Origin of the sequence: Culicoidibacter larvae, from assembly GCF_005771635.1 — a bacterium.
Lineage (GTDB): Bacteria > Bacillota_I > Bacilli_A > Culicoidibacterales > Culicoidibacteraceae > Culicoidibacter > Culicoidibacter larvae.
The window spans coordinates 132374-147292 of the sequence record NZ_VBWP01000005.1 but is presented as its reverse complement, the minus strand read 5'-3'; the positions used below and the strand labels follow the sequence as shown (position 1 = coordinate 147292).

At 39.4% G+C, this 14919-nt stretch carries 11 protein-coding genes and 1 riboswitch; of the genes, 8 read left to right on the top strand and 3 right to left on the bottom strand.

The genetic code is table 11. The features are described from left to right. The first annotated feature begins 28 nt into the window (after nt 1-28). Nucleotides 29-1945 (top strand): Ig-like domain-containing protein, encoded by a 1917-nt coding sequence (locus tag FEZ08_RS07130; RefSeq protein ID WP_138191034.1) that lies wholly within the window; start codon nt 29-31, stop codon nt 1943-1945. A 135-nt stretch (nt 1946-2080) separates the two neighbouring features. Here the strand turns inward: FEZ08_RS07130 and FEZ08_RS07125 are convergent, their stop codons facing one another. Continuing rightward, nucleotides 2081-2545 carry a hypothetical protein gene (locus FEZ08_RS07125; protein WP_138191033.1) on the bottom strand — a complete coding sequence of 155 codons (465 nt, stop codon included), beginning with the start codon at nt 2543-2545 and terminating at the stop codon, nt 2081-2083. Between the two features lie 110 nt (nt 2546-2655). Further along, nucleotides 2656-2822: riboswitch (M-box (ykoK) riboswitch) on the top strand. A gap of 223 nt (nt 2823-3045) precedes the next feature. Here FEZ08_RS07125 and mgtA point away from each other — a divergent pair. Continuing rightward, entirely contained in the window at nt 3046-5679 is a 2634-nt protein-coding gene (gene mgtA / locus FEZ08_RS07120) for a magnesium-translocating P-type ATPase (RefSeq protein WP_138191032.1), read from the top strand. 51 nt (nt 5680-5730) lie between these two features. On the opposite strand, the gene FEZ08_RS07115 is transcribed toward mgtA, so the two are convergent. Together FEZ08_RS07115 and FEZ08_RS07110 are read right to left on the bottom strand one after the other, a co-directional pair. Beyond that, nucleotides 5731-6321 (bottom strand): NAD(P)H-dependent oxidoreductase, encoded by a 591-nt coding sequence (locus FEZ08_RS07115; protein WP_138191031.1) that lies wholly within the window; start codon nt 6319-6321, stop codon nt 5731-5733. Nucleotides 6322-6333: 12 nt separating this feature from the next. After that, nucleotides 6334-6744 (bottom strand): MerR family transcriptional regulator, encoded by a 411-nt coding sequence (locus FEZ08_RS07110; RefSeq protein ID WP_138191030.1) that lies wholly within the window; start codon nt 6742-6744, stop codon nt 6334-6336. 130 nt (nt 6745-6874) lie between these two features. Between FEZ08_RS07110 and recG the strand changes: the two genes are divergently transcribed. From recG to FEZ08_RS07080, 6 genes are all read left to right on the top strand, one after another. After that, the gene (gene recG / locus FEZ08_RS07105) at nt 6875-8881 is read left to right on the top strand and encodes an ATP-dependent DNA helicase RecG (RefSeq protein WP_138191029.1); all 2007 of its coding nucleotides are present in this window, start codon (nt 6875-6877) and stop codon (nt 8879-8881) included. 106 nt (nt 8882-8987) lie between these two features. After that, nucleotides 8988-10028 (top strand): phosphate acyltransferase PlsX, encoded by a 1041-nt coding sequence (gene plsX / locus FEZ08_RS07100; protein ID WP_138191028.1) that lies wholly within the window; start codon nt 8988-8990, stop codon nt 10026-10028. Nucleotides 10029-10053: 25 nt separating this feature from the next. Further along, a complete protein-coding gene (gene rnc, locus FEZ08_RS07095) occupies nt 10054-10722 on the top strand; it encodes a ribonuclease III (protein WP_242003476.1) in 669 nt (222 codons plus the stop codon). A gap of 241 nt (nt 10723-10963) precedes the next feature. Then, nucleotides 10964-13339 carry an anaerobic ribonucleoside triphosphate reductase gene (locus FEZ08_RS07090; protein ID WP_242003475.1) on the top strand — a complete coding sequence of 792 codons (2376 nt, stop codon included), beginning with the start codon at nt 10964-10966 and terminating at the stop codon, nt 13337-13339. Further along, nucleotides 13320-13835 carry an anaerobic ribonucleoside-triphosphate reductase activating protein gene (nrdG, locus tag FEZ08_RS07085; RefSeq protein WP_138191025.1) on the top strand — a complete coding sequence of 172 codons (516 nt, stop codon included), beginning with the start codon at nt 13320-13322 and terminating at the stop codon, nt 13833-13835. Before FEZ08_RS07090 ends, nrdG begins: the two co-directional genes overlap by 20 nt. A gap of 159 nt (nt 13836-13994) precedes the next feature. Continuing rightward, nucleotides 13995-14825: a hypothetical protein gene (locus FEZ08_RS07080; protein ID WP_138191024.1), complete on the top strand. Its 831-nt coding sequence runs from the start codon at nt 13995-13997 to the stop codon at nt 14823-14825. Nucleotides 14826-14919: the final 94 nt, after the last annotated feature.

Below are 14919 nucleotides of genomic sequence, written 5' to 3'. Positions count from 1 at the left end.
TGGTAATGAAATAGTGGAGGGAAAAGTAATGAAATTTATAAAAATAGGGGCGGCAGCAATTGTCTTTTTAAGTATGGCTGCATCATCATTTATTACTGTGAACGCTGAGGATACAACTACGGAAAATACTACCGGTACATCACAGGAAATAAATGTTGAAGCATCAGGAAATGATGAGGTTGTTAGCGAAAATAATGAAAACACAGCAGAGGAATCAGTTGATTTAGATACCATTTTATCGACTGAAAATAATACTGATAACAATCAGTCGGCAACACAGCAAAGTTCAATGCTTAAAGCAGTAAATCAATATGGCTTTGATGAAGAATTCTTTAAATGGTTGCAGGATCATGGTTCATTGCCAAAAACCGGAACTATTACTCAAGCTGATTTGGATAAGGTAACACGAATCGATCATATTATTAATGCACCATTTAGTTCACTTGAGGGAATTGAACAGCTTAAAAATCTTAACTTTCTGCGAATTAATTCAAGTGCCAATATTAGTTATGAAGAGTTAAATCGCTTGAGTGGCTTAACTAACTTACGGACATTAGAAGTCGGTTATTCAAAGTTAATGACAGATATTAGTCCGGTAGCTAATTTGCCACAACTGACAACGCTTAACTGGTATGATAATGGTGGTTATGTTATTGACTTTACCTATTACTCAGGAGAGCCATTGGATATTTCAGTTTTAGATGGTCAATTACCTAACATTGAGAGTTTATCAATTACTGAAATTCCATTGTTGGGAACAGAGGCATTAGCAAGTTTTACGACAGCAAAAAAAGTTGCATTGTGGAGTACTGGAATTAAAGATATTAGTTTCATTAATGCAATGCCTAACTTAACTGAACTGGATGTTCGTTATGATCGGGTGACTGATTTATCACTAGTTGCTGCAAGACCAGGCGTAAAAACGTATGCGGGCGGACAACTGATTGTTCTTTATGGCAATGAAGGATTATACGCTGATTTAAGTGCCGCTTCTACATTTACAACATCAATGTATTTTAAAGTTCAGGATAATCAATACGCAACTTTAACTGGCTTAAGTACCGATAAGGGTGCTTACGACAATAAAGAAACAATTACGTGGACAGATATTACTGCTGATGATTTATTAGGTATCACTTACCGTGATCCGTTTGCAATGCAAAAAGTTCCTTTGAAAACAATTGCCAGTCAATTTAGTGCGAGCTCATTACCGGCAAATATTCTAAGTTATAGCGGAACAATCTATCAGTCAGTAAGTCAAAAAATAGAGGTTGAAAAACCAACTATAGATGTTATTTATGAAGACGAAGATGTTTTAACTGGGATTGCTCCAGCTAATGCTACTGTTGATGTCACTTGCCCGCATGGCAACACAATCCGGGTAACTGCTGATGCTTCTGGAAACTGGAGTATGCCAACCGATGGTGCTATTTTCAAAGATGATATGTTTACTGCGGTAACCGTTCATGCTTCAGGCCAAACGAGTGATGCAGCTGAACAAGTGGTATTACCAGTTGTTTACACTATTGATGCTAGTGATGTGACAATGACGGTCACGCAATTGCAAACTTTACGTAATAATGGAACTCTGGAAAGTTACGTATTGAATCAAGCGGGAGCTGCAGCTTTGAAAAGTTCGCGGACAACTAAATCTATGGAAGTTCATGGTGATATGACACCATTAGATAATGTTAACGAAGCAACTATAGTGCAAGTAACAACTTATGTTCCGGCAGATAACACGGTAACTAGATATGATGCAACCACTACAGCAACAATAGTTGAAAAACCGATTAATGTAACGGTGATTGATGATACAAATAATGGTAATGGTTCATTGCCAAATACCGGTCAGGATCAGATGACGCCAGTACTTGTTGGGGGAGCAGTAGTCGTTATTGTCGGAATTGCATTATCAAGACGAAATAATAAACAACGGAAGTAAGAAAGAGGCGCGCTCATTTTGTATTTCCCCCGAAACAGAAATGAGCGCGTTTTTTTACAGGAATCGGGAAAGCCGGCGCAGTGAAAACTGCGCCGGCTTTTGTTGATAAATAAAAAAACAACCAGGAAGGTTGTTTTAAGCGGTATATTGTTGGAATTCGTATGGAACGCCATTATTGATTTCAGGTTTTGACTGTGTTGGTGCTGATTCCGCTTTTTTGAGGCGGTTGAAGACCATAAGCACCGCAGCGCAGATAAAACCGTATGCTAGAAATATAGGGATAAAGGTAGAACTTGGTACGTTCACAACTGCCGCTGCAGTTGTAAAAATTATACTGAGGCTGGCAATAAGTTTTGGGTTTTTATTTAAAAAGAATGCAAGCACGAATACTGTAATCAGCAGTGCAAAGCCTACTAAAGATAAGAGCCAGTAAATAGTAGCATATGGACTGTCAGTGAAAATTGAAGAGTCACCAAAATCAGCCATATCGGTTCCGGAGAAGTTTTGAACAACAAAGATGATTAGGGCAAAAAATGCCTGACCAAATGCCGCAAAAATGCTGCCGATAAGTAAGAAAACTTTTTCTAAAGTAAATTTCATAAATTGAACGCTCCTTTTCATACATTATACAACAAAATTCCATGGTAAAACAAGTACACCCTTTTGACATGTATAGCCAGGAGTGTTACAATATATGTAGACAATAAAATATATTCTTATATTAGGTGAGGCTCCTATACAGATACACGCTGCTGCCCTGAAATATCGAGAGATGCCAAAGGGTCAACAGATGCCATCGAATTAAGGTGGTGTTTAATGTAGCTACGAACATCAATCAGACGCTGTATAGTGCTAAAACTCAATGAAGTAAGAAAGGATAAGTTTTTTTGTGAGCTTATCTTGCTTTGATTTGAATTTTGAATCTCACCTGTATGGTGGGATTTTTTTATTGATTTCAAGATGAAAGGCGGTGGATGTTATGGACTCCAGTAGCGTTCCAAGGAAATACAGACAAATGAATATGGAGCAGACATACTACCGCTTGCGGACAGTATAAGGATTTGTTGTGCCTGCTTCATGTGAGAATGGAGAGGATTGTTATGTTCAACAATAAAAAAACAAAAGTTCGTGTAGAAAATGGGGTATTGGAAAATAAACTGAACAGTTTTAATGTTGCATCTTTTGAGTATGCACTAAATAAAACGGAAAGTTATGAAACCGGCTTAACAACTGAACAAGCAGAGTTTCGTCTGGAACGGGATGGTATAAATGAGATCCAAGCACAAAAACCAAGAAGCTTGATGTCAATTTTATTTGGTTCTTTTTGGAATCCATTTATTATGATACTTTCTATCTTGACGCTAATTACTTGGGTAACTGATGTGTATGTAGCTTCACCTGATAGTGAAGACTGGACAAGTGTCATTGTTATTGGTTTAATGGTTTTAGTGTCTGGGATAATGAATTTTGTCCAAGAGTATAAAGCAAATAAAAGTGCAATGGATTTGCATCAGTTGGTAGATACAACGGCAACGGTGTATCGTGATGGTGTTTTGGCTGAGATTGACATGGAGAAAGTTGTTATTGGTGATGTTATTCGGCTTTCTGCCGGAGATATGATTCCAGCCGACGTCCGTTTCATTCATGCTAAAGATATTTTCGTGAGTCAGTCTGCATTTAGCGGTGAGGCTGAAGCAGTTGAAAAATTTGCAGTAAAGCAAGGTGATGAAAATAGTATTCTAGATTTCAGCACAATTGGCTTTATGGGCACTGATGTTGTTAGTGGTGTTGGCTTTGCCGTTGTTATTGGTATTGGTGATGATACATTCTTTGGATCAATTGCTGAGGAACTTATTCAATCAAAGGCAAAACCAACAAGTTTTGATAAAGGCGTTAACGATATCAGTTGGTTATTGATTCGCTTCATGTTTATCATGGTGCCATTAGTATTTTTAATTAACGGAATTACTAAAGGTGACTGGTTGCAAGCGTTGTTGTTTGCAATTTCAATTGCTGTTGGTTTAACTCCTGAGATGTTACCTTTAATTGTTACAACTAACTTATCAAAAGGTACTACAACAATGGCTAAGCATAAAACTATTGTTAAACAGCTTTCAGCGATTCAAAATTTTGGTGCTATGGATGTTTTATGTACTGATAAAACCGGAACCTTAACCGAAGATACAATCATTTTGGATCGGTATTTAAATGTGCATGGTCAGGAAGATGAACATGTGTTGCGTTATGCTTATTTGAATAGTTATTATCAAACTGGTTTGAAAAACTTATTGGATCGCGCGATTATTGATTATGCCAACGAAGTTGGTTTGGCAAAAAATGAGAATAATTACGAAAAGATTGATGAGTTGCCGTTTGATTTCGAACGGCGACGGATGTCGGTGATTGTTCGTCGTCGCGGCGAAAAGCGCCTGATTACTAAAGGCGCAATGGAAGAAGTACTGGCATTATGTACGCATGCTTATACCGCGGAGTCAGGCATTATTCCAATTGATCAAGCTATGCTTGATGCTATTGGTGAGTTGGTCAAAGATTTAAATAGCCAGGGAATGCGTGTGCTGGCTGTGGCTTATCGTGATGAGGATAAAGAGCAATGGACGGTTGAGGATGAGCATGACATGGTTCTGGATGGTTTTATTGCTTTATATGACCCACCAAAAATGAGTGCTCCTAAGGCAATTAGCAGTTTGCAGGATGCCGGGGTTGCGGTTAAAGTTGTGACCGGGGATAATCTTGAGGTTGCCCGGAACATTTGCCGCCATGTAGGAATTGATACAGAATTCGTGTTACAAGGAACTGAGATTGAGGCAATGACTGATGCTGAGTTAGCTGCGGTAGCGGCAAGAACAAGTATTTTTGCTAAAGTGAGTCCGCTGCAAAAACAACGTGTGGTACTGAGTCTACAGGGACTGGGGCATACAGTGGGATTCTTGGGCGATGGCATTAATGATGCCTTGGCGCTGAAAGCAGCTGATTTAGGCATTACTGTAGATACTGCAGTTGATATTGCTAAAGAGAATTCAGAAGTTATTTTGCTGGAAAAAGATTTGCAAGTGCTTGAAGAAGGCGTACTTGAAGGTCGTCATATTTTTGGTAATATTGTTAAGTATGTGCAAATGGCAGCCAGTTCAAACTTCGGTAATATTTTCAGTGTTTTGGTTTCAAGTATTTTCTTACCATTCCTGCCGATGTTACCGGTACAGTTATTGGTGCAAAACTTATTGTATGATGTTTCACAAACCATGATTCCATGGGATAATGTTGATGCTGAATATTTGCAAAAACCGCAAAAATGGAGTGCTGACCGGCTGAAAAGATTTATGCTAATTATTGGGCCAATCAGTTCTATATTTGATGTTACGATGTTTGCATTGCTATGGTTTGTGCTTGGTGCCAACAATCCGGAATTAGCGCCGCTGTTCCAAACCGGCTGGTTTGTTTTCGGGCTGATTTCGCAAGTTGTGATTGTGCATATTATTCGTACTGAAAAATTGCCGATTTTGCAAAGTAATGCGTCTTGGCAAATTTGGTTGGCAACGATTATTGTTATCGTAGTAGCGTTAGCTTTGCCATATACATTTATCGGTGCTGCGCTTGGTTTTGTTGCCTTGCCATTAGCATACTACCCATTACTGTTGTTAGCTTTATTTGGCTATGTGGCAGTGTCATTAATTGTAAAACGCTGGTATATTCGTAAATGGAATAACTGGTTATAGAAAAAAATACGCGGAATTCCGAGGAATCCCACGTATGTCAGGCGGGCCGGTTCAGGCCTGCTTTTTTATGCGTCGTAAGTCTGCCGCTGCAGCCTTACGAACTTGTTTTTGGTAGTATTCAAGTGTTTGGCGTTTTTGGTTATCAAAGTTTTCTAATGCAGTAGTTTTGGTCGAGAATATTCCGGTGAGTCGCAAGCCATATTTTAAGCTGCGGATGCCGGCGCGGTGGTAGAGCAGGCGGTGTTCAAATTCGCTGCCGCCAAGGCTGTAGATAATCCGAACTTGCTTGTTGCGCCATAATCCTTTGAAAAGATATTCTTTGGTTGCCATGTTGAAAGCAACTTTTGGCCAGAGTAATTGGTCGAATAACGATTTGAAAGGACCAGGGAAACTACCCCAATATATTGGGACATAGATGACTAGAAGTTTAGCTTCTTGGATTTCCTGCTGGATGGCTATTGTTTCGACAGTTAGTTCGGTTTTGTAGCCATGCAGTAAAGCTTCATTGAAGTCAATTTCGTTGATGTTATAGCGTTTGGTATGGATGTTGTTATTTTCCATATGATTTTGGTAGCTATCAATGATTTGATTGCTAATGCTGTTTTTATTAGGGTTGCCATTGATAATAACGGTGTCTGTCATAGTTTGTTCTCCTTAAGATTGGATGTCGTCACAGACTTTGGTTATTAGTTGATCCATAGCATCATTTTCTTGTCCGATATTTTGGCTCGCAAGCGTCAGTAGTGTTGAAATTGTGCTGAGCTGTTCGATTTGGCTTTGTACCCGATTTTGTTGCAAGGTAATAAAGCTCATTAATTGATCAATACATTCTTGGGTTATCGGTTTAAAATAAAGTGCCAGTATTGGTTGAATTTCGTCAATGCTGCAACCGATGTGTCGTAACACAATGATGTAGCGCAGCAAGAGAATTTCTTTTTGACTGTATGTCCGATACGAGCGTTCGTAATAGCCCGGTGACAAGAGTTTGATGCGGTCATAATAACGCAAGGTATGTGCAGGAATGTTTAATAAAGCAGCTGCTTCTTTAGTATTATAAGTTTTCATATAAAACTCCTTTGGTATCGCGATATAGTCAGTGTAACACGTGAGTCAACTCGCAAGTCAAGTTTTTTAGTAATTATTGTCTGGCGTGGTGATTGTGATTTTTGTATAATAGGAGAAAGAGGTACTTGATATGAGTGAGCAATTACGATATATTCCGGGGATTGGTCCCAAGGTTGAAGCTACGTTATTAGAGATGGGAATAACGAGCCGTTTTGAGTTGCTTAATTATTTTCCTACCCGTTATCGTGATTATGAGGAAACTGAGAGAATTGATGGCGAAAAAGTGACCGTTATCGGTTCAGTTTTTCGCGACCCGAGAACGGTGCGTTTGCGCGGGAAGCAAATTCTAAAAACCCAAATACAGCATAATGGTGATGTGCTTGAAGTTGTCGTGTTCAATCGTAATTATTTAGCGGCGCAGTTGCAAGTCGGCAGTGAGGTGTTGGTGAGCGGCAAGTATGATGAGAAGCAGCGGAAGATTACGGCCCAGGAAATACGTTTGGTGAGTGATAAGGGTGTGGATACTTTGGTGGCGCACTATCCATTGCCACCGGGTATGTCTAAGGCGCGGTTTGCTAAGATTATGCTCGCAGTTTTTGAGAGTATTGAGATTCAGAATATTTTACCGGAGTATTTACATGAAAAGTATCGGTTAATTGGTCGTAAGGATGCGTATCGTTTGATTCATTTTCCCGAAACTTATGAAGATATTGAGCAGGCACGGCGTTATTTGAAGTATGAGGAATTGTTTTTATTCCAGTTGCAGATGCGGATGTTGCATTATATGAATGCCAATGTTGCCGCTGCCGGTGATATTAAGGCTTTCGAATACGAGCAAGTGGATGCTTTCATTGCTAAGTTGCCGTTTACTTTGACTGATGGTCAGGCGCAGGCGGTTGCGGAGATTTTGAATGATTTAGAGCAACCACAGGCGATGAACCGTTTGTTGCAGGGTGATGTTGGTAGCGGGAAAACTGTGGTTGGAGCTATTGGTTTATATGCTAATGCTTTGGCGGGTTACCAAGGGGCGTTTATGGCACCGACAGAGATTTTAGCGGAACAGCATTATGAGGGACTTAGTGAGTTGTTTGCTGATAGTCAGTTTCAGGTGGCTTTGTTGACGAGTTCGACGCCGAAGCGGGAGCGCAAGCAGATGCTTGCAGAGCTTGCGAGCGGGTTGTTGGATATTATTATTGGTACCCATGCCTTGATTCAGGATGATATTCATTTTGCTCATCTAGGTATGGTTATTACTGATGAGCAACACCGGTTTGGGGTTGAGCAGCGGCGCGTGTTGCGTTTGAAAGGTGAGCGGGTTGATGTGTTGTCAATGAGTGCAACACCTATTCCGCGGACGATGGCGATTAGTGTGTTTGGTGATATGGATGTTTCCAGTATTCGTGAGTTACCAAGCGGCCGCAAACAGATTCAGACTGAGTTATATATGGAAGAGCAGTGGGATTTTGTTGTTGAGCAGATGGTTAGCGAGTTGAAGGCGGGACGGCAAGCCTATGTGGTTTGTCCGTTGATTGAGGAATCTGAGCATTTGGATGTGCAAAATGCAACTGAGCTTTACGAGCATTTGCGAGCGGAGTTGCCGGAATTTAGAATTGGTTTACTACATGGGAAGCAGAAGAGCGATATGAAGCAGGAAACTATTGATGCTTTTAAGGATCATCAGTTGGATGTAATTGTTTCTACAACGGTTATTGAGGTTGGCGTTAACGTACCTAATGCAACAATTATGATTGTTTATGATGCTGATCGCTTTGGCTTGGCACAGTTACATCAATTGCGCGGGCGGGTTGGTCGTGGGCAATATCAGTCATATTGTTACCTGGTAACTAAGACTAAGAAGGAGCGGTTACAGATTTTAGCGGAAACAACTGACGGATTCCGAATTTCGGAATATGATTTATTTACTCGTGGTCCAGGAGACTTTTTTGGTCACAAACAGAGTGGCTTACCGGATTTTAAGGTTGCTAATATTGTTGAAGACTTTAAAATTCTGGAAGTTGCCCGTGATGATGTGCAACAGATGATTGCCAGCCGTGAGCTGTTTAGCTCAGCGGATTGCGCACGGTTGCGTGAGTATTTAGATCGCAAGTCCTTATTGAACAAAGGGCAGGTTGATTAGACCGTAGATTCACTAAAACAAGAAAGGCATCTTTTTGGATGCCTTTTTCATTGTTGTGAAAATGGAAATATAGTATAATGGATTGGTATGAACAAGGAGGGCTATTATGCAAAAATATCGTTTAGCCATCGATGCTATGGGAACTGATAATGCACCGAAGCCGGAGGTTGATGGTGCGATTCAGGCAATTCAAACGTATTCGAATTTAACAATTACTTTGTATGGTGATGAGGCTCAGGTGCGGCCGTTGCTGGAAGCAGCAGGGAATCCGGAGCGAATTGCAGTTGTTCATTGTACTGAGCAAATTACTAATTATGATGAGTCAGCAAGTGCTTTTCGGGTGAAGAAGGATTCTTCTATGGTGCGGGCATTGCAGGCCGTAAAAGACGGCGAAGCCGATGCAGTTATGTCAGCTGGGAATACCGGCGCTTATTTGTCAGCAGCAACGTTGATGATTGGGCGGATTGCCGGGGTTGATCGGCCGTGTCTGACTACCGTGTTTCCAACAACTGATAAGAATAAGAAGGTTATTTTCGCTGATTTGGGCGCCGTGGCGGACGGAACAGCGGTGAATATTACTCAGAATGCAATTATTGCTAATGAAATTGCTAAGGTTATTTTAAAGAAAGATGAACCAACGGTGGCTTTATTGAATATTGGAACTGAGGAGAAAAAAGGTAATCATTTGTATCTGCAGGCGCATCAGATGATGAAAGCGGCTAGCGGGATTAATTTTGTTGGTAATATTGAGGCTCGTGATATTATGGCGGGTCTTGCTGATGTTGTTGTTGCCGATGGTTTTACCGGAAATATTATGTTGAAATCACATGAAGGTATGCAACGAGCAATCTTCACGGTTTTGAAACAAGAAATCAAGTCTGGGTTCTTGACTAAAATCGGTGGTCTTTTATTGAAATCGGCATTTAAAAATATGCGTGATACTTTGGATTATACTGAAGTTGGCGGTGCGGTTTTAGCTGGTGTCAAGGTGCCGGTAATTAAAGCACATGGTAATTCTGACGGATTTACTTATTTTGCCGGATTGCGCTTAGGTTTGAGCTTCCTTGATGCTCATATTACCGAGAAAATCAGTGATAGCGTGCAAGCCCAAGCGGTTAGCAAGAAGGCTATTGAAGGGAATGAATAGCATGCAAAACGAGGAGATAATCCGATTGTTTTTAAAACAATATAGTTTTGACGATCAATATTTGAATGAGATCAAGAAAGCATTTTATCATTCATCATATGTGAATGAAACGACTAAAAATATTGAGAGCAATGAACGGCTTGAATTTTTGGGAGATAGTGTGTTGAATTTAATTGTTGCTGATTATATTTTTTCGACGCATGCAGAGATGGATGAGGGGAAGATGACAAAATTGCGGGCGCAATTGGTTCGCGAGGAGTCGTTGGTGCTTTATGCTGCTGAAATAGACCTTGCTAGTATGTTGTATCTTGGTAAGGGTGAGGAGTTATCAGGTGGCCGCGAACGCCATGCGATTTTGGCGGATGCTTTTGAGGCCTTGATTGCGGCGTTGTACAAGGTCTACGGATTTGAACCGGTTAAAAGTTTTTTGTATCAGATTTTTATGCCGATTGTTGAACAACATCGTTATGAAGTGTTTGATGATTTTAAGAGTCGGTTGCAGGAATTGGTTCAGGCCGATCGTGAGCGCAATGTCAATTACCGGGTGCTGACTGAAGATGGTCCGTCGCACAGTAAGGAATTTGTTGTTGAAGTATATGTTGATGATATTCCTTTTGGACAAGGACGGGGACGAAGTAAGAAGGAAGCGGAGCAGAAAGCTGCGGAGCAAGCTTTGCATCTTTTGGCGAAGTAAAATTTAATATTATAAGATTTAAATAAAGGTTTAATTACCGGACAAATTGCTTTGTTCGGTAATTTTCTTTTTTCATAAAATTCATAAATGTTGAGAAAGCATTGTGGGGTATGCGTTTAGGGTATATTGTGTAGCTGAATCACAATAATAATGCAAAATTTCACGTTGAAAAAAAGGTCTATGGCACGTATAATTAATATTAAGAATAATTTTGAGAAAGGTGATTGGGATGCAAACAAAAATGATTTTAAAACGGGACGGAACAACCGAAGAATTTTGTGATGATAAAGTTAAAAACGCCATAATTAAAGCCTATAAAGCAAGTTCTATTTGGTATGATGATGATGTTGTTTTACAAATGACGCACGATGTTTCGGAAAGTATCCAAGGTGATGAAGTAAGTGTTGAAGCGATTCAGGATTTAGTAGAGAAAGCATTGATGAAAGAAGAACCTGAAGTTGCTAAAAAATATATCATTTATCGCGAATGGCGGAATGTTGAACGTGATAAGAAAACCAATATGAAACAAATTATGGACGGAATTGTTTCAATTGAAAAAAATGATGTTAATAATGAAAATGCTAATATGTCAGCCAATACGCCGGCGGGACAAATGATGAATTTTGCATCCGAAGTAACCAAAGATTATACAAGCAAGTACTTACTTGGCAAAGAATATAATCGTGCGCATAAAAATGGGGATATTCACATTCATGATTTAGATTATTTTCCAACTAAAACTACAACTTGTATTCAGTATGATTTGGAAGATTTATTTAATCGCGGATTCCGTACTAAAAATGGAACAATTCGTACACCGCAATCAATTCAAAGTTATGCAACGTTAGCGACAATTGTTTTCCAAACAAATCAGAATGAACAGCATGGCGGCCAGTCGATTCCGGCTTTTGATTTTTTTATGGCGCCCGGAGTTTTAAAATCATTCCGTAAACATGTTGTTGGTCATATTGAGTTTATTGCTGATTTAAAAAATGTTTCAGTTGATTCAAAAGAACTCAAAGCATTGGTGAATGATGCAGTTAGCAGTATTAGTTTAAGTGATGAGGAAACTCATAAGTTAACAGCCCAATTGCAAGCAATTGTGCCGTTAAGCGAAGAAGAAGTGCAAACGATTATGCATAATGCTTATATGAAGGTTGAAAAAGACACCCATCAGGCGATGGAAGGTTTTATTCATAACCTGAATACAATGCATTCGCGTGGTGGAAACCAGGTTGTTTTTAGTTCGATAAACTATGGTACTGATACGAGTCCGGAAGGCCGGATGGTTATCCGCGAATTGCTAAGTGCGACAGTTGAAGGTTTGGGACGAGGCGAAACGCCGGTATTCCCGATTCAGATTTTTAAAGTAAAAGATGGTATTTCATATACTGAAGCTGACTACGAGAAAGCCGTGAAAGATTTTAAGGCAGCTATGAGCGGCGATATTGCGTTTGAGGCACCAAACTTTGATTTGCTGTTGCAAGCTTGCGAGACAACAGCAACGAGTTTGTTCCCGAACTTTATCTTCCTTGATGCGCCGTTTAATGTGAACGAGGCTTGGGATGCTAATGATCCGCGCCGTTATTATTATGAGGTGGCGTCAATGGGGTGTCGGACGCGGGTGTTCGAAAACTTGCATGGTGATAAGACTTCATTTGGTCGTGGGAACTTATCATTTACAACAATCAACTTGCCGCGGTTGGCAATTGATGCGAAGTTGGAAGCTGAAGAGACATTACCGACGGCTGCAAAGAAAGAGATTCAGGAATTTGCAGTTGAGTTATTCTACAATCGCTTAATTGAAATGGTTAGTTTTGTTGGTGAACAATTGAAAGAGCGTTATGATTATCAGCGCAGTGCTTTAGCTAAACAATTTCCGTTCTTAATGAACAATGATGTTTGGAAAGGCGGTATTAACCTCGGACCAAATGATGAGATTGGTGATGTGATTAATACCGGAACTTTAGGTATCGGCTTCATTGGTGGTCACAATGCTATGGTTGCTCTGTTTGGTGAAGGCCATGGCAGCAGTCAGATTGCTTACGATACGCTTTATAAAGCTATTGAACTAATGAATGACGGCGTAGCGGCGCTGAAAGAGAAATATAACTTGAATTATTCGGTGCTGGCAACGCCTGCTGAGGGATTAAGTGGCCGTTTTACTCGTATTGATAAACAAAAATATGGTGAAATCAGTGGGGTGACAGACAGAGATTATTATGTTAACTCATTCCATGTTGATGTTCAGGAACATATTAGTATGTTTGATAAAATTAAAAAAGAGGCACCATTCCATAATTTAACCGGCGGCGGACATATTACTTATGTTGAGCTTGATGGTGAAGCGAAGAAGAACTTTGTAACGATTTTGAAAATTGTTAAAACGATGCATGATGAACATATTGGCTATGGTTCAATTAACCATCCGGTAGATACTTGCCGTGAATGTGGATACAAAGGTGTTATTTATTCAAAATGTCCGGTTTGTGAAAGTGAAGACATTACCCGGATGCGGCGGATTACCGGATATTTAACCGGAGATTTGGAAACCTGGAACTCGGCAAAACGTGCTGAGGAACATGACCGGGTAAAACATGGTTTTGGCGCCAACTGATTTAAATTATAAATTACGTGTTTTAAACATATATAAGGAAACAATTGCTGATGGTTTTGGTTTGCGGTATTCAATTTACTTCGCGGGATGTGTTCATGCTTGTCCCGGTTGCCACAATCAAAGCAGCTGGAGTCCTCGTGGCGGTTTGCTGTTGACTGACAAATGGTTGGAAGAAATCATTCAGGAAGTTAATGCTAATCCTTTATTGGATGGCATTACTTTATCTGGAGGCGATCCGTTCTATTGTCCGCCGGAGTTATTACGATTCTTAAAGGCATTTAAAGCCAAGAGTAATCATACAGTTTGGTGCTATACCGGATACTGCTATGAAGAATTGCTTGAAGATGAGCAGCGTAAAGCATGTTTGCCTTGTATAGATGTTTTGGTAGATGGTCGTTTTGAAATCGATAAATTCGACCCTTATCTAAAGTTTCGCGGCAGTAGCAACCAGCGTATTATTCATTTGAAAAACGGACAAATTGATTTTATTGAATAGGAAAAACCCATATCTGAAGATATGGGTTTTTTAATTAAATTTAATAATAATTATATTTTTGCATTGAAATGATAAATATGTTATTATATGTTTAAAATAAACAATAAATGCGTTTATTTCTCGTTTACAATTAATTAAATTAAAATCAGGTGTTAAATTATGCGGATAAGTTTGAATAGAGAATGTGATTATATACAGCAAAAAAACGGAACAATTGCCATTTTAATTGGTGATGCTTTTTCGACATTCTTTATTCAGCCGGCAGAGACGGTTGATTATTTTTTGTTAACTTTTTTTGGTTATACCAGGGCAATTGATTATAAAAAACTGTTAGCCTTACTCAATCAGGAATTTCCCAATGAAGCAGAGACATATTTAATTGAACGAATTGACTATTGGCTTGTCAGAAAAGTTTTGCTGGCGTCGGAAACGGCAGCAAAACCAATTTTACACATTATCGCCAGTAGCGAAGTATATCGTATTGCCAATGAGTTTTTAGTTGAGAATCATATGTATGCTCAGATTCGTCACTTTGATCATGAACACTACCAGGCCGCGTTTGGTCAAGGAGCAGATTTAGTACTTGTCTTGGAAATGCAGATGAATAGTAATTACTTTTTTGAAATTCATCGCTTAGCAAACAATTGCAAGCAACCTTTTATGATAATTTTTGGAGCCGGGATATATGGGGTGACCAGTCCGATTTTTGGAAAACGCGGACTAAACAACTATCACGCTTTCCATTTAGAATTCGAAATGCTTTTTGATAATTATGGTGAATATTTGCGAATGCAGCAGTTACAAGTTTTAGATGTCGGTATCACTAAATCATATTTTGGTTTATTTCAGATGCAATTACAAATTGGATTAAGTATTGCACGTATTTTAAGGTTCTTTAATCATGCGGCTACACATGATAATTTGCCGTTTATTTATAACATGGTTCAGGGTGAATATCAGCTCTTGGAAATTGATAAAAAAGCACAATAAAATCGCGCGATTAGTGAAATGAGTAAATGCTCACAAATTTGGTTGACATCGTATATTGCTCATCATATAATGTAGGCATAATCATAAGAGTATT